Below are 18,909 nucleotides of genomic sequence, written 5' to 3' on the forward strand. Positions count from 1 at the left end.
CGCCGACAAGTGCCTCGACGTCTACAACAACGGCACCGCCAACGGCAGCAAGGTCATCATCTGGACCTGCAACGGCCAGAACAACCAGAAATGGACCCGCGTCTGACACCCCCAGCCTGACACCGTCCGGGCACGTGCCGTCGCCGGGGTGATCCCTCGTCCCGCGACGGCCGCACGTGACGCCTCGGCGAAAAATCCCGGCAGAAACCCGGCAGAAACCCCGCGAAGACCCGGCAGCAGCGCGGCGGCGCGCGCTGCTGCCCTGACCGATCGACCTGTGAGAAAGGAAACCGATGTCCCGACGTCCGTGGCTCACGATGCTGACCACGATGGCGCTGATCACCCCAGGAGCCCTCGCGATCACGGCCTCCCCGGCGGACGCTCTGACCATCCCCGCCTCCGACTACCAGCAGGTGTCGCTCGCCTCGGGCGGCTCCGAGCTGGGTGAGGCGATGTCGCTGGCCGTGATGCCGAACCGGTCGGTCATCCACACGGCCCGTGACGGCACGGTGCGCGTCACCGATGTCAACGGCAACACCAAGGTGGCCGGCAGGCTCAGCGTCTACACCCATGACGAGGAGGGCCTTCAAGGTGTCGCGGTCGACCCGAACTTCGCGTCGAACCGCTATGTCTGGCTCTACTACTCGCCGCGGCTGAACACGCCGAGCGGTGACGCGCCCAGCACCGGTTCGCAGTCGCAGTTCGACCAGTGGAAGGGACACCTGAACCTGTCCCGCTTCACCCTGAAGTCCGACGACACGCTCGACATGAGCAGCGAGAAGGTCGTGCTGGAGGTGCCGAACGACCGCGGGATGTGCTGTCACGTGGGCGGCGACATCGACTTCGACGCCGCCGGCAACCTTTATCTGACGACCGGCGACGACAGCAACCCGTTCGAGTCGAGCGGCTACTCCCCGCTCGACGAGCGGACCAACCGCAACCCGCAGTACGACGCCCAGCGCACGGCGGCCAACTCCAACGACCTGCGCGGCAAGCTCCTGCGGATCAAGCCGCAGCCGGACGGCAGCTACACGATCCCCAGCGGCAACATGTTCCCGCCGGGCACGGCGAACACCCGCCCGGAGATCTACGCGATGGGCTTCCGCAACCCGTTCCGGATGAGCGTGGACAAGGCGACCGGCATCGTCTACCTGGGCGACTACGGTCCCGACGCGGGAGTGACCAACAGCAGCCGAGGGCCGAGCGGCCAGGTGGAGTTCGACCGCGTCACCGCCCCGGGCTTCTACGGCTGGCCGTACTGCACCGGCACGAACACCACGAGCGAGACGTACAACGAGTGGGACTTCGCCTCCAACAGCAGCGGGCCGAAGTACAACTGCGCGGGTGGCCCGACCAACAACTCCTTCCGCAACACCGGGCTGACCACGCTGCCGGCGGCCAAGCCGGCGTGGATCAAGTACGCCGGTGACTCGGGCTCGCCACCGGAGTTCGGCAGCGGCTCCGAGTCGCCGATGGGCGGTCCGGTCTACCGTTACGACCCGAACCTGAACTCGGCCGTCAAGTTCCCCCAGGTGCTGGACGGGCGCTTCTTCGCCGGTGAGTACGGCCGCCGCTGGATCAAGGCCATCGAGGTCAAGAGCGACGGGAACTACGGGGAGATCTCCGCGTTCCCGTGGAGCGGCACCCAGGTGATGGACATGGCGTTCGGGCCCGACGGCGCCCTGTACGTGCTCGACTACGGCACCGGAAACAACAACCAGGCGCTGTACCGGATCGAGTACATCGGCAAGGCCAACCGCAACCCGATCGCCAAGGCCGCCGCCGACAAGACCTCGGGACAGGCTCCGCTGACCGTGAACTTCTCCTCCGCGGGCAGCTCCGACCCCGAGGGCGGCACGCTGTCGTACTCGTGGAGCTTCGGCGACGGCACGACCTCCACGGCCGCCAACCCGAGCAAGACCTACACGACGAACGGCACCTACACCGCCACCCTCACCGTCCGCGATCCGCAGGGGCTGACCGGAAGCGCGAGTGTGATCGTGACCGTCGGCAACACCGCCCCGACGGTGACGCTGACCACCCCGGCCGACGGGCAGTTGTTCTCCTTCGGAGACACCGTGCCCTTCCAGGTCACCGTGAGCGACCCGGAGGACGGCACGATCGACTGCTCGAAGGTGACCGTCACCTACTTCCTCGGTCACGACAGCCACGCACACCAGATCACCTCCAAGAGCGGCTGCAGCGGCTCGCTGAATGTGCCGGTGGACGGCGAGCACGACTCGGCGGCCAACATCTTCGGCGTCTTCGAGGCCTCCTACACCGACGAGGACGGCCTGACCTCCACCAGTCTCCGTACGCTCCAGCCGCGCCACCGGCAGGCCGAGCACTTCGCCGCGCAGCAGGGTGTCCAGACAGCCGATCACACCGCCGCCGAGGGCGGCAAGACGGTCGGCTTCACCGACGACGGCGACTGGATCTCCTTCCAGCCCTACAACCTGGCCGGCGCGACGAGGATCACCGCCCGGGTCTCCTCGGCCGGTGCGGGCGGCCGGATCGAGGTGCGGGCGGGCTCGGTCACGGGCACGCTGCTGGGCACGGCGAACGTCGCGAGCACCGGCAGCTGGGAGACCTTCACCGACGTCTCGGCGAACCTCGGCAACGTGCCGTCCGGCACGACGACGCTCTACCTGGTTTTCCGCGGCCCGACAGGACAGGGTTACCTGTTCGATCTGGACGCCTTCACCTTCGGCACCGGCACGTCGTCCTCCCCGTCTCCGTCCCCGTCTCCCTCCCCCTCTCCGTCGTCGCCGTCGGGGAGCACGAGCGCGCTCAAGGGCGTGGCGTCGGGGCGGTGCCTGGACGTCAACGGCGCCTCACAGGCGAACGGCGCGCTGGCACAGGTCTGGGACTGCAACGGGCAGTCCAACCAGCAGTGGACCTCCACCAGTGCCGGTGAGCTGCGCGTCTACGGCAACAAGTGCCTCGACGTCAACGGCGCGGCCACGGCCGACGGCACCAGCGTGATCATCTGGGACTGCAACGGCCAGAACAACCAGAAGTGGCGGTTCAACTCCGACGGCTCCATCACCGCCGTCGGCGCCAACAAGTGCCTCGACGTCAACGGCGGCGCCACCGGCAACGGCAGCAAGGTCATCATCTGGACCTGCAACGGCCAGAACAACCAGAAATGGACCCACGTCTGAGTCCACCCGGCACCACCCCCGGCCCCAGGCCGGTCACCCATTGATGCGACCGCCCGGCGCGATGCCTCTTTCATCGTCGAAAGGGGCAGCGCCGGGCGGCGACGGAAGGACAGCCATGCTGCGACATCTGACCCCCGCCGCGCTCGGGCGCATCGCGGGGAGCGACCGGAAGACATCCGTGCTGCGACGCCTGTCGGTGACCGCGGTGGCGCTCGCCGCCGCCGCGGCGATGACCCCCGCCATCCCCGCCCACGCCGCCGCCTTCAAGGTGCTGGTGTTCTCCAAGACGGCGGCGTTCCGGCACGACTCGATCCCCCAGGGCATCCAGACCATCCGCGATCTGGGGGCCGCCAACGACTTCGCCGTCGACGCCACCGAGGACGCGAACGCCTTCACCACGTCCAACCTCGCCCAGTACAAGGCGGTGGTGTTCCTCAGCACCACCGGTGACGTGCTGAACGACAGTCAGCAGGCCGCCTTCCAGGCGTACGTGGACGGCGGAGGCGGTTACGTGGGGGTCCACGCGGCCGCCGACACCGAGTACGGCTGGCCGTACTACGGGCAGCTGATGGGGGCCTGGTTCAACAACCACCCGGCGATCCAGCAGGCCACCGTGCGGAACGAGGACCGGGCGCACGCCGCTACCTCTCACCTGGGCACGACCTGGTCGCGCACGGACGAGTGGTACAGCTTCCGCTCCAACCCCCGCCCGAACGTCCGGGTGCTGCAGAGCCTGGACGAGAGCAGCTACAGCGGCGGCGGCATGGGTGATCACCCGATCACCTGGTGCCACCCACAGTCCTCCGGCCGGGCCTTCTACACCGGGCTGGGACACACCCAGGAGTCGTACGCCGACTCGAACTTCCGCACCCTGCTGCTGGGCGGGATCCGGTACGCGGCCAAGGCCGTCAACGCCGACTGCCGCCCGGAGACCGGGTACACGGCGCTGTACAACGGGTCCACGACGGGCTGGTCGCAGGTCGGGCCGGGGTCGTTCACCAACAGCGACGCCACGCTGACCTCCCAGGGCGGCATGGGGATGCTGTACTACGGCGCCAAGGAGTTCCACTCCTACTCCCTCAAGCTCGACTGGAGGATGACCGGCGACTCCAACTCGGGGGTGATCGTCGGGTTCCCGCCCACGAACGACCCGAACACGGCGCTCGAAACCGGATATGAGGTGCAGATCGACGCGACCGACACCGCGGACAAGACCACGGGAGCGATCTACGGGGTCCAGTCGGCGGACATCACCGCGCGCGACGCGGCGCTGAACCCGCCCGGTCAGTGGAACACGTTCGAGCTGCTGGTGGAGGGTGAGCGGCTGCAGGTGTTCCTCAACGGCACCAAGATCAACGATTTCACCAACACCGATCCGGCCCGCTCGCTCCAGCAGGGCTACATCGGCATCCAGAACCACGGGGCGGGCAACACGGTGTCGTTCCGCAACATCCGGATCAAGGAACTCGCCGGCGCATCCCCATCCCCCTCCCCCTCCCCGTCGCCTTCTCCTTCGCCTTCTCCTTCGCCTTCGGCGGGCACGAGCGCGCTGAGAGGTGTGGCGTCGGGGCGGTGCCTGGACGTCAACGGCGCCTCGCAGGCGAACGGCGCCGCGGTGCAGATCTGGGACTGCAACGGCCAGAACAACCAGAAGTGGACCTCCACCAGCGCCGGTGAGCTGCGCGTCTACGGCAACAAGTGCCTCGACGTCAACGGCGCGGCCACGGCGAACGGCACCAGCGTGATCATCTGGGACTGCAACGGCCAGAACAACCAGAAGTGGCGGCTCAACTCCGACGGCTCCATCACGGCCGTCGGCGCCAACAAGTGCCTGGATGTGTCCGGCGCCGGCACGGCGAACGGCACCAAGGTGCAGATCTGGACGTGCAACGGACAGAACAACCAGAAGTGGAACCGGGTCTGACCGGGATCACCGGCGGACCTCCCGCCCGGTGCCCCGGGCGAGCTCAAGCACCTCCTCCGCGCTGAAGCGGCACTGGTCTCCCTGGACGCTCATGGCCAGGGAGGCCATCGCCGTACCCCTGCGGAGCGCGTCCTCGGGGGAATCATCGAGCACGCCCCACAGCACGCCGGCCGCGAAGGCGTCCCCGGCGCCGATCCGGTCGACCGCGACGGTGGGCAGTGCGGGGGCCGCGAAGGACTCGCCGTCCCAGTGGGCGACGGCGCCGTCGGCCCCGGCCGTCACCACGACGCGGCCGACCGCGAGCCTGTTCGCCAGCTCGTTCGCCAGCGTCGCGGGATCGCCGGTCAGGCCGAAGAGATCGCGCGCGTCCTCGGCCCGGCAGAGCAGCAGGCCGACGTGGGGTGCCACTTCGGCGGCGAACGCGGCGGCCGCCTCCGGCGAGGACAGCGCCGATCGATAGTTGACGTCGTAGACGACCAGGGCGCCGTGCTCGTGTCCCTCGCGCGCCGCGCGCAGCACGAGCTCGTCCGATCCCGGCGCGAGAGCGGCGGTGATGCCGGTGAGGTGAATGATCCGGGCCTCGCACACGGTGGCCCAGTCGAGATCATCGGCGCGGAGCGAACCGAACACGGTGCCGGCCCTGTCATAGAGGACGCTCGTCGGGCGGGGCGGGGAGCCGATCTCGGCGAAGTAGAGTCCGAGGCGCTCGCCCGCCGTCCACCGCACGGTGTCGAGGACGACCCCGGCGCTCGACAGCGAATCCGCGACCCGGCGCCCGAGCACCGAGTCGGGCAGCGCCCCCGTCCAGCGCGCGGACACGCCGACCGACGCCAGGGCGACGGCGACGTTCGCCTCGGCGCCGCCGACGTGCACCCGCAACCAGCCGGAGTCGCGCAGCCGCTCGCCTGCCGGGGGCGACAGCCGCACCATGGCCTCACCCAGCGTGGATACCTGGACGCGTTCGCCGCTAACGGGGCCTTCGCTCCGTTGTTCGCGCATGCCCGAGAACCACCCCTCTTGACGAACGTCCATGATCGCGGGTTTCATCATACCTATTATGTGTTACATCACATGCACCAAGGGAGCCCGAGACAAGTGAAACACCGCCATTTGGCCTCCCTCATCGGAAGCGTCTCCGTCGTGACCGCCGGCATCGTCGTCTGGGGCGCCGCGCCGGCGCTCGCCGTGCCGCCCCACCCCGGCCGCACCACCATCGTCGTCTCCCCGGACGGGGATGATCACAATCAGGGCACGCCGGGCAAGCCGCTGCGCACCCTGACCGCGGCGCAGGCCATGGCACGCGCGTCGGCGCGGGCCGGAAGCGCCGTGACGGTCGAGCTGAGGGACGGGACCTACCGGCTCGACGAGCCACTGCGTTTCACCGCGGACGACTCGGGAACCAGCGCCAAGCCGGTGACCTGGACCGCCGCGAAGGGCGCGCACCCGATCATCTCGGGCGGCCGGGCCGTGACCGGCTGGACGCCGTACGACGCGGGCAAGAACATCTTCGTCGCCTCGGTGCCCAAGGGGCAGGACAGCCGGCAGCTCTACAAGAACGACGCCGCGGTGCCGCGCGCGGCCATCAAGATCAACCGCAGCGACGTGACGATCACCGAATCCGGCATGGAGATCAAGAATCCCGCGCTGAACTACCTCGCGACGCTGCCGGACCAGAGCCGCATCGAGGTGGAGAGCCAGGGCTCCTTCACCGACCGGTACGCCCCCGTGCAGAGCATCAGCGGGACGACCGTCACCATGCAGCAGCCCGCATGGCAGAACAACAACTGGGGATACGACACGCTGGCGCGCCCGTTCGCGGGGGGCCAGTTGCTGCTCGAGAACTCCTACGCGTTCCTGCAGGAGGGCCAGTGGTATCTGGACCCGGCCGCCGGCAAGCTCTACTACCGCGCCACCGCCGGTGAGGACCCGAACGGCGCGTCGTTCGTGCTCCCCTACCTCGAGTCGCTCGTGCAGATCGCGGGCGGCTACGCGAAGCCGGTGCACGACCTGACCTTCTCGGGCATCCAGTTCTCGCACTCGACCTGGCTGTCGCCCGGCTCGCCGATCGGCTACGCCGACCAGCAGAACGGCGCCTTCATCCCGAAGGCCTACCCGCAGCCCGCGGACTACCTGAGCAGCTGCCAGTCGGGCTGCCCGTTGTTCGAGGGCGCGCGCAACGGCTGGAACCAGATGCCGGCGGCGGTCCAGGTGGCCGCGGCCACCCGGGTGAAGTTCACCGACAACACCTTCGCCCACCTCGGGCAGGTGGGCCTGGGCCTCGGCCTGGACGCCAACGCGAACGGAGCCGGGATCGGGCTCGGGGTCACCGAGGCGACCGTGCACCACAACCTGTTCACCGATCTCGGTGGCGCGGGGGTCGTCGCGGGCGGCGTGCAGCCGGACGCCCACCACCCGAGCGACCCGGCGATGACCCTGCGCGACATCACGATCGACAACAACTTCGTGACCGACGTCGCGAAGGACTACAAGGAGATGTCGGGCATCCTCACCACCTACGTGGACCACGCCGTGATCGCGCACAACGAGGTCTCCAACCTCGCGTACGACGGGATCGACACCGGCTGGGGCTGGGGCGCGAACGACGCGGGCGGCAGCCAGGACTACAAGAACCGGGGCCTGTACGCGTACCAGCCGATCTACACCACGCCGACGACCCTCAGGAACACCGAGGTGACCGGCAACCTGATCCACGGGGTGAAGAAGGTCTTCCACGACGGCGGCAGCCTGTACAACCTGTCGGCCAACCCCGGCGCCGTGTTCAGCGGCAACTACGTCTACGACACCAACCGGACGGTGGGCCTCTACCTGGACGAGGGCTCCCGCTACGTGACGATGAAGAACAACGTGATCCAGGACTGCGGCGTCTGGGTGTTCACGAACTCCTACGGGACGATCAACAACACCAGTGACAACGTGCTGCAGAACAACTGGTACAACTCGGGCATCACGCAGACGCCGGACACCGACGTGCACAACAACCGGCTGATCGACAACGTCCAGGTCTCGGGCACGGACTGGCCCGCCGAGGCCCGGCGGGTGATCGAGCAGGCCGGCCTCGAGCCCGCCCTGCGGACCTTCCCGGGGGTCACCAAGTAGTTCCCGGACGGCAGAAGGCGGGGAAGCCGTACGGCTTCCCCGCCTCTCTATTGGGGCGGGCCCTACGCGGGCGAGCGCGTCATCGCGCCAGCCATCCGCCGTCCACGGGGATGATGGCGCCGGAGACATAGTCGGACGCCGCCGAGCTCAGGAAGACCACCGCTCCCGCGAGGTCGTCGCCGCGGCCCCAGCGTCCGGCCGGGATCCGCTCCAGGATCGACCGCGACCGCTCGGGGTCGTCGCGGAGCGCCGCCGTGTTGTCGGTCGCGATGTAGCCCGGCGCGATGGCGTTGACGTTCACGCCCCGCCCGGCCCACTCGTTGGCGAGAGCCTTGGTGAGGCCCGCGAGCCCCGACTTCGCGGCGGTGTATCCGGGCACGTTGATGCCGCCCTGGAAGCTCAGCATGCTCGCCGTGAACACGATCTTTCCGTAGCCGCGCTCCAGCATCGGGCGCGCGACGAGCTGCGTGAGGGCGAACTGGCTCGACAGGTCGATCTCGATGACCCGATCCCACCACGAGAGCGGATGCTCCGCGGCGGGCGCGCGTTCGATCGTGCCCGCGTTGTTGACGAGGATGTCGGGAGCCCGTTCCGCGAGTTCGGCGCCGAGCGCCAGGACGGCGTCACGATCCGCGAAGTCGACCGCCCGGCTCTCGAACGACCGGCCGAGCGCGCGGATCGACTCGGCGACCTCGTCGTCGGGCCGCGACTGCGCGCTCACGCCGATGATGTCCGCGCCGGCGGCGGCGAGTGCCTCCGCCATGGCACGGCCGATGCCCCGCCGGGCGCCGGTCACGACGGCGAGACGGCCGTGCAGGTCGAACAGTCCGGCGTGTCCACCCGTTCGCTCGCTCCGCTCGCTCATGCCCGGGCCTCCCCCGCGACGTCCACGAGGATCTTCATCGCCCGGCCCGCCGAGAGGTCGTCGATCGCGGAGGCGACCTCCTCGATCGGGACGACGCCGGAGATGAGGGCCTCCGTGGGGATCACGCCCCTGCCGAGCAGGTCGACGGCGCGCTCGAAGTCCGATCGCTGGTACACCCGGGCGCCCAGCAGCCGCAGCTCGCGCCAGAACACACGCTGCAGGTCCAGCTCGCGAGGGGCGGAGTGGATGGCCACCACGACGATCGTCCCGCGCACCTTCGCCAGCGCGGTGGCGGAGCGGGCCGCGGCGGCCGCCCCCGACACCTCGAACACCACATCGGCGCCGACGTCGTTCGTCCAGCGCCCGACCTCGGCGGCCAGGTCGGCCGAGGTCGGGTCGATCACCTCGAACCCGAGCTCGGCGACGCGGCTCCGGCGGGAGGCGTCCACCTCGGCGACCATGACATGGGCGCCGGCGTCGCGCGCGACGGTGGCGATGAGCACGCCGATGGGACCGCCGCCGAGCACGACCGCGTGGTCGCCGACCTGGAGGCCGGAGCGCCGCACGTCGTGCACCGCGACGGCGACGGGCTCGACGAGCGCCGCCGTACGCAGGTCGAGGCCGGCGGGAAGCGGCACGGCGATCGACGCCGGCACATTCCACCGCTGTTGCAGCCCTCCGGGGGAGTCGATGCCGACGAACACGAGGTTCTGGCAGATGTGCTGATGACCTGCGAGGCAGGCCGCGCAGGTGCCGTCCCAGACCAGCGGCATGACGGTCAGCGGGTCGCCGACCTTCCAGCCCTCCACGCCCTCGCCGACCGCCGCCACGGTGCCCGACGTCTCGTGGCCGAACACGAGGGGCGTGCGCACGCGAGCGTCCATGGCGCCGTGCACGATGTGGAGATCGGTCCCGCACAGTCCGCAGTAGGCGACGGCGATCTGAAGTTCTCCGGGACCCGGCGGCCCGACGTCCACGGAGACGGTCTCCAGACGGCCTCCGCCCACATAAGCTGCACCCTTCATGGGAGTTCTCACTCTCCTTCGCACCGCACCGCACTGATCCGGCGCCGATCCGGCGCCGGCCGCGGCGACCCTTGCGCACATCATACGTATGCCGTTACTTTTATCACCATCTCTCACCCCCCGATGTGGGAGACAGGACAAAAAGGACTCGCACATGTTCCGTTTCACACGAGCCGGACGCACGGGCCCATGGATGCGCGCGATCAGCGTTGCCGGAGCATCGGCTATCGCTCTCACCTTGGCCGGTTGTGGCGGCAATGGCGGCACCTCGGTCGGTTCCTACGGCTTTCCGCAGGTCACCCAGGACGACAAGGCCCCCATCACTGTATGGGTGGACTCCGACAGGGTGAGCGCGGCCGACGCCTTCAAGAAGGCCAACCCGGACGTCAAGATCGACGTCGTCACCTATGACGGCTCGGCGAACGGCTCCAACTCGTTCCGTACGAAGGTGCAGCTCTTCGACCGGGCCGGCAGCGGCTGGCCCGACGTCGTGTTCTCGACGCAGAACAACGACGCGGCGTGGGCGAGCCAGAAGAGCAACGGCAAGCAGGCGTTCGCGGCCGTGCTCAACGGCGGGCTCGTCCCGAAGACCACTCTCGACTCCTTCACCCCGGGTTCGCTCGACCCGTGCACGGTCGAGGGCAAGGTCTACTGCCTGCGCAACGACCTCGCCCAGGTCGTGCTCTGGTACAACAAGGACCTGCTCGACAAGTTCGGCTACACCCTCCCCACGACCTGGGAGGAGTACCAGGCGCTCGGCGAGAAGGTGGCCAAGGAGCACCCCGGCTACATCGTCGGCGCCGTCGGAGACTCGTTCGCCTCGGAGATCTACTTCTGGAGCGGCAAGTGCCAGGCGAACGACATCACCGGCCCCAAGTCCGTGTCGGTCAGCACCGGCACCCCGGAGTGCAAGCGCGTCGCGTCGATGCTCGACGTTCTGATCAAGAACGGCACCACGCCCAACCTGAGCGTGTTCACGCCCGAGTTCGTGAAGAAGTACACCGGTAAGGTGCTCCTGATGCCCGGGCCGGCCTGGTACGCGGGAGCCATCTTCAACAATCCGCAGTCGCTCAACGTCCCCGCGGGTCAGCTCGGCGTCGCGGCGCCGTTGACGTGGCAGGGCGACACCCCCGCGACCGGCAACGTCGGCGGCGGCACCTGGTTCATCAGCAGCCATTCCAAGAACCTCAAGGCGGCCGAGAAGTTCGTCGAGTTCGTCACGACGGCCGACGACTACCAGGTGAACGTCGCCCCCGGTTACCCGGCCTACGCGCCGGCCGCCGAGAAGTGGCTCAAGAAGCAGGAGTCGAGCGGCTACTACGCGACCGACCTGCAGGCTCTGCTCACGGCCGGGTCGCAGATCTGGAACGGGTGGGGCTCCGGCGTCTTCAGCCAGGAGGCCATCTGGGCGAAGACGATGACTCCTGCGATCGCGAGCGGCAAGAACCTGGTCGACATGCTCCCCGAATGGGAGACCGCGATCAAGAACCAGGCGCAGGTCAACGGCTATACGGTCAAGTGACATGACAGTCATGAACGAGACCGGCCCGTCGGCCACGACGGCACCGCGCGGAGGGCAGGGCGAAAGGAGCGACGCCGGCGGGCGGAGCGCGATGAGCTACGGCTTCGTCGCTCCCTACACAGCGCTGGGGATCGCGTTCGGGGTCCTGCCCGCCCTCTACGCGGTCTTCCTCGCGTTCACCGACAGCGAGGGCGGCTTCGCGGGAATCGCCAACTTCACCAAGGTCGTGAGCGACTTCCGCTTCCTGCCCGCCGTCGCGCATGTCGCGCTCTACCTGGTGATCTGGCTGGTGGCCCTGGTGGTGCTGGTCTCGTTCCTGGCTGTCGTCGTGCACGCGGTCCGGGTGCGGTGGCTGAGCCGGACGCTCAGGTTCGTCTTCTACCTGCCGGGCGCTCTGGCGGGCGCGTCGAGCGTGATGCTGTGGCTGTTCGTGCTCGACCCGACCGCCAGCCCGGTCAGCGGCCTGCTGCGTCTGCTGGGATTCTCCAGCTTCGTGCAGGTGATCGTGCCGGCGAACCTCCCTCCGGTGTTCGCCATCATCGCGTTCTGGACCGGCGCGGGCGGCTGGATCGTCATCATGTACGGCGCGCTGAACAACATCAGCCCCGACGTGATCGAGGCCGCCCGCATCGACGGAGCGACCGCCGTGCAGATCGCCCGGCGCATCCAGCTGCCGATGCTGCGCAAGTGGATCTCGTACATGGGCATCATGTCGCTCGCCGCCGGCACGCAGCTGTTCGTCGAGCCACAGCTGCTCTCGCAGGCGAGCAACGCGATCGTGCCGAACGACTACTCGCTCAACCAGCTCGCCTACCAGTACGCGTTCCAGCAGAACGACTTCAACGGAGCGGCGGCCATCTCCCTGCTGCTGCTCGTCATCGCCCTCGCGCTGTCGGCCGTCTTCGTGACGCGCGGCGGCCTGTTCGAGAAGGACTGAGGTCATGACGACAGTCGACATCGGTCGCCCGGCGGGGCGACGGAACAGTGTCAGCGGCTGGAGCGTACGGACGATCATCGCGGTCGTTGTCGCGATCTTCGTGCTGTTCTTCGTGATACCTATCGTCTGGCTGCTGCTGGCGACGACGAAGTCGGCACACGCGCTCATCGTCGACAACCCGTTCCAGCCCGGCGGCCTCGGCGACCTGGCCGCCAACTGGAAGCAGCTGTTCGCCTTCCAGGACGGCGCGGTGACCTCGTGGGTGGGCAACTCGGCGCTGTACGCGGTAGGTGCGCTCGTCATCACGCTCATCGCGAGCATCCCGGCGGGTTATGCGATGGCGCTGACGGAGTTCCGGTTCCGGCGGCTGCTCCTGGTGCTGACGCTGATCGTCATGCTGATCCCGAACACCGCGCTGGTGCTGCCGATCTTCCTCGAACTCAACGTGGTGGGGCTGATCGGCAGCCCGCTGTCGGTGATCCTGCCGATGTCGTTCTTCCCGTTCGGCGTCTACCTCACCTACATCTACTTCTCCACCAGCATCCCCCGTGACCTGCTCGCGGCGGCGCGCCTGGACGGATGCAGTGAGTTCCAGGTGTTCACGAGGGTCGCGCTGCCGCTGGCCGCGCCGATCGTGGCCCTGGTCGCGTTCTTCAGCTTCGTCCAGAACTGGAACAACTTCTTCCTGCCCTTCGTGATGCTGCCGTCGAGCGAGGGCTATCCGATCCAGGTCGGCCTGACCTCCCTGCTCGCCTCGACGCCGGCGTTCAACCCGAGCTCCGCCGGCGCCCAGTCGGTGCAGCTGCCCACACTCGCGCTCGCCACCGTCATCTCGGTGTTGCCGGTGCTGATCGTCTTTCTTTTCGCACAACGCTTCCTGGTGGCCGGCATGACGGCCGGGGGCACCAAGGAGTGAGTCGCATTACCGTCACAAAGGAGAACCCGTGAAGGTCACCGGCTATCGCAGCCTGACCACTGCGCACGACTGGGGCCGGCTGATCGGCGACGCCAACGGCGTCATGCCCGAGCCGCGCACCGACGTGCATGTGCTGATCCTCGAGACCGACAGCGGTATCGAGGGTGTCGGGCTCGGAGCACACGGCGATATCGACCGCGTCTTCGGCGCCGTCGAGGGCGAGGACCCGCGGGCCGTCTCCTCGCTCTACGACCGGATGGTCGACCGGGTCTTCAAGACCGGCCACTCCGGCGCCACCTTCGGCGCGATCGGCGCGATCGACATGGCGCTGTGGGACCTCAAGGCGAAGGCCGCCGGCGAGCCGCTGTGGCGCACTCTCGGCGGACGTGACCGGTTCGTCCCGGGCTACGCGTCCGGGCTGGACATCGCACTGGACGACGACGCCCTCGTGCGCCTCTACGAGCGCTTCGCGGAGCGGGGCTTCAGCGCCGCCAAGCTCAAGGGCGGCCGGAATCTCGAACACGACCGGCGCCGGCTGCTGGCGCTGCGGGACGTCCTCTTGCGCAACTCGGCCGACCCCGCGCTCATGCTCGACGCCAACGAGTCGTGGAACCGCTCGCAGGCCGTGCGCTACATCGCCTCGCTGGAGCGGTCCGTGGACCTCGCCTGGGTGGAGGAGCCGGTGCGGCGATGGGACGCGGCCGGGCTCGCGTCGGTCCGGCGTGGCATCCGCGCCGGCGTGGCGACCGGCGAGAACCTCACCGGTCTCGAGCAGTATCGGCCGCTCCTGGACGCCGACGCCGTCGACATCGTCCAGGTGGGCAACGTGTGGGGCATCACGCACTTCCTGCGGGTGGCCGCGGTCGCGCACAGCCGTGACCTGCCGGTGAGCCCGGTGGCCTACCACGCCAACCCGGTCGCGCACGCCGCCGTGGCCGTGCCGAACCACCTGGCCTTCGAGGTCCAGGACCTGTCGGCCCCCATCGGACTCCACGTCGACCAGGAGTACGAGGACGGCGGGATCGTCCTCGGCGACGAGCCGGGCATCGGCATCCGGGTGGACGAGGAGCACATCATCGCCGTGCGGGCCGCCGATCCGCCTGCCGCGATCGACGGGCCCCACGTGCGCCCCAGGCGGGCCGGCCTGCGCCTCGTCCCGGATTCCCATCAGGACGACCACGGCGTGCGCGCCGGAGAGCGGGTGGGATCGTGAGCGAGCGGACCGGCGAGCACGGCGCACAGCCCCGCGTCGAGCGTCACGCCTTCGTCGTCGGCGTCCGGCCGGAGCGCCGCGAGGAGTACCTCGAGCTGCACCGCAACGTCTGGCCGCAGGTCGAGCAGACCCTGCGCGACGCGAACGTCACGAACTACTCGATCTTCATTTTCGGCGACACGCTGTTCGCCTACTACGAGTACGTCGGCGACGACCACGCCGCCGACATGGCCCGCATCGCCGAGGACCCCGTGTCGCGCGAGTGGTGGACGCACACCGACCCCTGCCAGGTGCGCATCGCCGAGGAACGCGATCCCGGCGCCCTGTGGCAGCCCATCGACGAAGTATGGCACCTGTCGTGATCCGTTCCGTCGACGCGCACGTGCACCTCTGGAACCGGGCCACCGATCCGCAGCCGTGGATCGACCCGGTGACGATGGCGGCGATCGACAGAGACTTCGCGCACGGCGACCTCGAGCGGATGCTCGACTCGACCGGCGTGGACGTCGCCGTCGTCGTGCAGTCGATCAACAGCGCCGCCGAGACGAGGCGGCTGCTCACGCAGCCGGGCCCGCGCGTCGCGGGCGTGGTCGGCTGGGCCGACCTCACAGGCGACGTCGCGGCCCAGCTCGACGAGCTGGGCGCGCTCGACGCCGCGGCGCGCCGGAGGCTGGTCGGCATCCGTCACCTGGTCCACGTCGACCCCGATCCCGGCTGGCTCGGGCGGCCCGACGTGGGAGCGGCGCTCGACCGGCTGGCCGCCGCCGGCCTCGGCTTCGACCTGGTGGTGCGGTCGTGGCAGCTGCCGCTGGCCGCGACCGTCGCGGCCGCGCATCCCGGCGTGCGCTTCGTCGTCGACCACCTCGGCGGGCTCGCCGAAGCGGACGACGACGACGGCTGGGAGGCGGGCCTGCGTGAGCTCGCCGCCCGGCCGAACACCTACGCGAAGATCTCCGGGCTGGCCGGGCTGGTGAGCCACGGCGACGGAGCCCGCCTGCGGCGGGCGGTCGGCGTGGCGCTGGAGGCGTTCGGCCCGGAGCGGCTCATGTACGGCTCCGACTGGCCGCTCGCCGAGCTGGGGTGCGGCCCGGTCGCGTGGCGGGAAGCGGTGGACGAGCTGATCGGCGAGCTCAGCCCTGAGGAGCGCCAGGCCGTGACGTCCGGCACCGCGTCGGCCTTCTATCGGCTCGGCACATGACGGCGCAGGTCGTGGAGCTGCTGAAGCGGGCGGGGTCGAGGAACGGCGTCCTCGGCCTCGGCGGATCGCCGCTCGGCAACCTGGCCCGTCCCGTGACCGACGACGAGGCCGCCGAGACGATGCGCCGGGCGTGGGATCGCGGCATCCGCTATTTCGACACCGCGCCGCACTACGGCCTCGGGCTCTCCGAGCGCCGCATGGGCGCCGAGCTGCGCCGCCGTCCTCGCGACGAGTTCGTCCTGTCCACCAAGGTCGGCCGCCTGATCGTGCCCAACCCGCGGCCCCGCGAGTGGGACGACGACGGGTTCGCCGTCCCCGGTGACCTCACCCGGCAGTGGGACTTCTCGGCGGCGGGCGTCGAACGCTCGCTCCGGGAAAGCCTGGAGCGCCTCGGGCTCGAGTCGGTGGACATCCTCTACCTGCACGATCCCGACCAGGCGTGGGAAGGCGCGGCCGGGGAGGGACTCGCGGCGCTGGCGCGGCTGAAGGCCGACGGCGTCGTGAAGGCCATCGGCATCGGGACGAACTCCACCGCTGGGCTCGCCAGGGTCATCGAGGACGGGCTCGTCGATGTGATCATGCTGGCGAACCGCTACTCGCTGCTCGACCACACCGCGCTCGACTCGGTGCTCGCACCGGCCCATCGCTTCGGTGTCGCCGTGGTGGCCGTCGGCGTCTTCGCCACCGGCCTGCTGTCCACCGCCCGCCCCGCGCCCGGCTCGACGTACGAGTACCGTGCCCCCGGCGCGGACGTGATCGGGCGCGCCGAGCGCATCGCGACGGTCTGCGAGGGTCACGGCGTCGAACTTCCCGCCGCCGCGCTGGCCTTCCCCCTGCTGCACCCAGCGGTCTCCGCGATCGCCGTCGGCATGCGCTCACCGCACGAGGTGGACGAGAACCTCCGGCGGTTCGAGACCGACATCCCCGCCGGGCTCTGGGACGACCTGATCGCCGAAGGCCTGATCCCGGCCGGGGCCGTGCGGGCACACGAACGGTGATGCCCACGCCCTGAAACCCGTGCCCCTTCTGTCCGGTCATGTCCGGGCGTGGACGGGGTATGAGCCGCCCCCGTGACGCCGGCTGCGCAGGCGTCACGGGGGCGGCCCTGTCAGGAGCCGGCTTCCTGGCCCATCGCTCCGCGCACGCCGGGCCGGCGCCTGGCCCACGACCCCACTATGTGTACGCGCATCGCGGCCGCGGCCCCCTGCGCGTCACCCTGGAGGATCATGGCCTCGATCTGCCGGTGCTCGGCGAGCGACTGGAGGTGCTCCGCCCTGCTGGGCTCGCCGTTGTACCGGCTCGACAGCCGCGCCTTGGCGTGGATGCCGTGGATGATCGCGTGACCGAGACGGTTGCCGGAGAAGACCATGATCAGCTCATGGAAGGCGACGTCCTCCCTGCCGTAGCGGTCCGGGTCGTGCACGCTTTCCGCGAGGACGTTCGCCTGCTTCTTCAGCTCCTCGGCCTGGGCCGGTGTGATCACGCGGGCGCACTGCGCCGCCATGTCGCACTCGAGCGCCGCCCGGACGTTGATGAGGTCGTCGAGGATGGACAGGGTGCTGTCGTGCCGGATCTGCGCCTCCAGGACGAGGGGGTCCAGCAGGTTCCAGCCGATGGGTTCGAGGACCCGTGTCCCCCGGCCCGGTGTGGCCTTGACCAGGCCCTTCGCCTCCAGAAGCTTGATCGACTCGCGCACCACGGTGCGGGAGACGCCGAACTCCTGGCACAGCTCGGGCTCGGTCGGAAGTACGGTGTCGACGGGATAGGCCCCCGACACGATGCGGTCGATCAGGTAGGTGACAACGGTGTCACCAAGGCGCCGGGGTCGCTTGTAGCTGGGCGGCTCCAAGGCACGGGAGGCGCTCCCGGTCAGACCGGATTGAGGGGTGGCAGTCACAGGGCCTCCAGGAGGATCATCACCAGCCCAGTATACGTGCCTGCGCATATGTAATTCATATGATGTAACCGTTATCACTCTCCGCCACCTGGGCCAAGGCCGCCGCGGACCCGCTCGGGAGGCACACGGCGCAGTTCCCAGAGCAACGATCGTCCGGAGGTCAGATCCGAGGCGGTGACCACCAGCCGGTCATCGATGAGGTCGTACCGTCCGGACAGCAGCTCTTCGTCCTTGCTGAGCCACGTTCGCCAGATCCTGATCGTGGCGGTGGCCGGATCGACCTCGAAGTGGTGGGTCTGCCACGTCTGTCCGCTCCGCAGGACGACCTGGTAGGCGCGGTTGTGCTCGAAGTAGACGCGCTCGGCCGGACCGGGAAGGCCAGGGGGCCGGAAGGTGCCCGCCGTCACGTTCCATGTGCCGTCGAGCGGCGTGGGCGCCCGGTTGTTGTAGTTGGCGACGTAGTACGAGCACGAAGCCGGCACCGCGAGCAGGAGCGTCACGAGCACAGTGTGCGCCCACCGAGGGCGTACGCGTCGTGAACGGGGCGCGATCCGGTTCTGGTCGTTCCAGAACACCGCAACCAGTTCACGACGGTGCTTCCACAACAGACAGCTCGCGCAGCCGGCCCCGATCAGGGCGACGAGCAGGGCGTCGAAGGCGATCCCGTAGGCGATGTCGAGCACGGTGATCCCGGCGAGCAGCGGCGCGGCGCCCGCGGCACCGAGCAGCGTGGTGCGACGGAACGCCAGCGCCATGCCCAAGCCGATCTGCAAGAGTGCGATCAGATTGCCGAAGATCGGCGAGTAACCGAAGTAGTACCAGGTCAGCCAGAATCCGCTCACCGCGCCCATGGGCTTGTCGAGCTCGGAGTCGAGCACGGTGAACTGGGCGCCGAAGAGCTTGGCGAAGCCGTACTGCAGCAGGATCACCGCGGTGGTCCACCGGCATATCGAGTAGAGGAAACGCCCGCCCTCGGGCGCCGTGACCTCGTCGCCGTGCTCAGCCGCTGTCCGCCTCGTCACAAGCCGCCTCCCGCCCCAAGCTCACGTGGGCGCGCCGAGACTGTCAAGCCCGGGCGAAAGCCCTCGTGCGGGTCCTCGTGCGGGTCCTCGTGCGGGTCCTCGTGCGGGT

16 protein-coding genes are annotated in these 18,909 nt (G+C 69.3%); 11 read left to right on the forward strand and 5 right to left on the reverse strand.

Features of this window, described 5'->3' with window-relative positions:
• The 3 genes from FLV34_RS33435 to FLV34_RS33445 form a co-directional block, all read left to right on the forward strand.
• Nucleotides 1–106 (forward strand): RICIN domain-containing protein (locus FLV34_RS33435; RefSeq protein ID WP_147944999.1); only part of this gene is annotated, 106 nt, incomplete at its 5' end.
• 187 nt (nt 107–293) lie between these two features.
• Entirely contained in the window at nt 294–3,164 is a 2,871-nt protein-coding gene (locus FLV34_RS33440; RefSeq protein WP_147945000.1) for a lectin, read from the forward strand.
• A 115-nt stretch (nt 3,165–3,279) separates the two neighbouring features.
• The gene (locus FLV34_RS33445; RefSeq protein ID WP_147945001.1) at nt 3,280–5,088 is read left to right on the forward strand and encodes a lectin; all 1,809 of its coding nucleotides are present in this window, start codon (nt 3,280–3,282) and stop codon (nt 5,086–5,088) included.
• Nucleotides 5,089–5,094: 6 nt separating this feature from the next.
• Here the strand turns inward: FLV34_RS33445 and FLV34_RS33450 are convergent, their stop codons facing one another.
• Nucleotides 5,095–6,120: a sugar kinase gene (locus tag FLV34_RS33450; protein ID WP_168066513.1), complete on the reverse strand. Its 1,026-nt coding sequence runs from the start codon at nt 6,118–6,120 to the stop codon at nt 5,095–5,097.
• Between the two features lie 108 nt (nt 6,121–6,228).
• Here FLV34_RS33450 and FLV34_RS33455 point away from each other — a divergent pair, with 108 nt between their 5' ends.
• Complete coding sequence (locus tag FLV34_RS33455) at nt 6,229–8,205, forward strand: right-handed parallel beta-helix repeat-containing protein (protein ID WP_222709709.1); 1,977 nt, start codon at nt 6,229–6,231, stop codon at nt 8,203–8,205.
• Nucleotides 8,206–8,284: 79 nt separating this feature from the next.
• Here FLV34_RS33455 and FLV34_RS33460 read toward each other — a convergent pair whose 3' ends face one another.
• Nucleotides 8,285–9,070: an SDR family oxidoreductase gene (locus FLV34_RS33460; RefSeq protein WP_142651582.1), complete on the reverse strand. Its 786-nt coding sequence runs from the start codon at nt 9,068–9,070 to the stop codon at nt 8,285–8,287.
• Nucleotides 9,067–10,095 carry a zinc-binding dehydrogenase gene (locus FLV34_RS33465; protein WP_142651583.1) on the reverse strand — a complete coding sequence of 343 codons (1,029 nt, stop codon included), beginning with the start codon at nt 10,093–10,095 and terminating at the stop codon, nt 9,067–9,069. The genes FLV34_RS33460 and FLV34_RS33465 overlap by 4 nt, the downstream gene beginning before the upstream one ends.
• Before the next feature lie 331 nt (nt 10,096–10,426).
• Here FLV34_RS33465 and FLV34_RS33470 point away from each other — a divergent pair, with 331 nt between their 5' ends.
• The 7 genes from FLV34_RS33470 to FLV34_RS33500 are packed head-to-tail and all read left to right on the forward strand — an operon-like array spanning nt 10,427 to nt 16,879.
• Nucleotides 10,427–11,617, forward strand: coding sequence for an ABC transporter substrate-binding protein (locus tag FLV34_RS33470; RefSeq protein WP_222709710.1), 1,191 nt, complete (start codon nt 10,427–10,429; stop codon nt 11,615–11,617).
• Nucleotide 11,618: 1 nt separating this feature from the next.
• Nucleotides 11,619–12,554: a carbohydrate ABC transporter permease gene (locus tag FLV34_RS33475; protein ID WP_147945003.1), complete on the forward strand. Its 936-nt coding sequence runs from the start codon at nt 11,619–11,621 to the stop codon at nt 12,552–12,554.
• 4 nt (nt 12,555–12,558) lie between these two features.
• On the forward strand, nt 12,559–13,470 hold the full coding sequence (locus tag FLV34_RS33480) for a carbohydrate ABC transporter permease (RefSeq protein WP_142651586.1): 912 nt from the start codon (nt 12,559–12,561) through the stop codon (nt 13,468–13,470).
• Between the two features lie 28 nt (nt 13,471–13,498).
• On the forward strand, nt 13,499–14,683 hold the full coding sequence (locus FLV34_RS33485) for a mandelate racemase/muconate lactonizing enzyme family protein (protein WP_147945004.1): 1,185 nt from the start codon (nt 13,499–13,501) through the stop codon (nt 14,681–14,683).
• Entirely contained in the window at nt 14,680–15,045 is a 366-nt protein-coding gene (locus tag FLV34_RS33490; RefSeq protein ID WP_142651588.1) for an L-rhamnose mutarotase, read from the forward strand. Before FLV34_RS33485 ends, FLV34_RS33490 begins: the two co-directional genes overlap by 4 nt.
• Nucleotides 15,042–15,881, forward strand: coding sequence for an amidohydrolase (locus tag FLV34_RS33495; RefSeq protein WP_222709711.1), 840 nt, complete (start codon nt 15,042–15,044; stop codon nt 15,879–15,881). Before FLV34_RS33490 ends, FLV34_RS33495 begins: the two co-directional genes overlap by 4 nt.
• Nucleotides 15,878–16,879, forward strand: a complete 1,002-nt coding sequence (locus FLV34_RS33500) for an aldo/keto reductase (RefSeq protein WP_147945006.1) — start codon at nt 15,878–15,880, stop codon at nt 16,877–16,879. The genes FLV34_RS33495 and FLV34_RS33500 overlap by 4 nt, the downstream gene beginning before the upstream one ends.
• 110 nt (nt 16,880–16,989) lie before the next feature.
• Here the strand turns inward: FLV34_RS33500 and FLV34_RS33505 are convergent, their stop codons facing one another.
• Complete coding sequence (locus FLV34_RS33505) at nt 16,990–17,778, reverse strand: FadR/GntR family transcriptional regulator (RefSeq protein WP_222709712.1); 789 nt, start codon at nt 17,776–17,778, stop codon at nt 16,990–16,992.
• 74 nt (nt 17,779–17,852) lie between these two features.
• A complete protein-coding gene (locus FLV34_RS33510; RefSeq protein ID WP_147945008.1) occupies nt 17,853–18,800 on the reverse strand; it encodes a hypothetical protein in 948 nt (315 codons plus the stop codon).
• Between the last annotated feature and the right edge of the window lie 109 nt (nt 18,801–18,909).

The sequence above is a fragment of the Microbispora sp. CSR-4 genome (assembly GCF_008033685.1).
Classification (GTDB): Bacteria; Actinomycetota; Actinomycetes; order Streptosporangiales; family Streptosporangiaceae; genus Microbispora.

Coding starts and splice junctions, on each gene's coding strand:
- FLV34_RS33440 (WP_147945000.1), top strand. CDS start 294: ATGTCCCGACGTCCGTGGCTCACGATGCTGACCACGATGGCGCTGATC.
- FLV34_RS33445 (WP_147945001.1), top strand. CDS start 3,280: ATGCTGCGACATCTGACCCCCGCCGCGCTCGGGCGCATCGCGGGGAGC.
- FLV34_RS33450 (WP_168066513.1), bottom strand. CDS start 6,120: ATGGACGTTCGTCAAGAGGGGTGGTTCTCGGGCATGCGCGAACAACGG.
- FLV34_RS33460 (WP_142651582.1), bottom strand. CDS start 9,070: ATGAGCGAGCGGAGCGAGCGAACGGGTGGACACGCCGGACTGTTCGAC.
- FLV34_RS33465 (WP_142651583.1), bottom strand. CDS start 10,095: ATGAAGGGTGCAGCTTATGTGGGCGGAGGCCGTCTGGAGACCGTCTCC.
- FLV34_RS33475 (WP_147945003.1), top strand. CDS start 11,619: ATGACAGTCATGAACGAGACCGGCCCGTCGGCCACGACGGCACCGCGC.
- FLV34_RS33480 (WP_142651586.1), top strand. CDS start 12,559: ATGACGACAGTCGACATCGGTCGCCCGGCGGGGCGACGGAACAGTGTC.
- FLV34_RS33500 (WP_147945006.1), top strand. CDS start 15,878: ATGACGGCGCAGGTCGTGGAGCTGCTGAAGCGGGCGGGGTCGAGGAAC.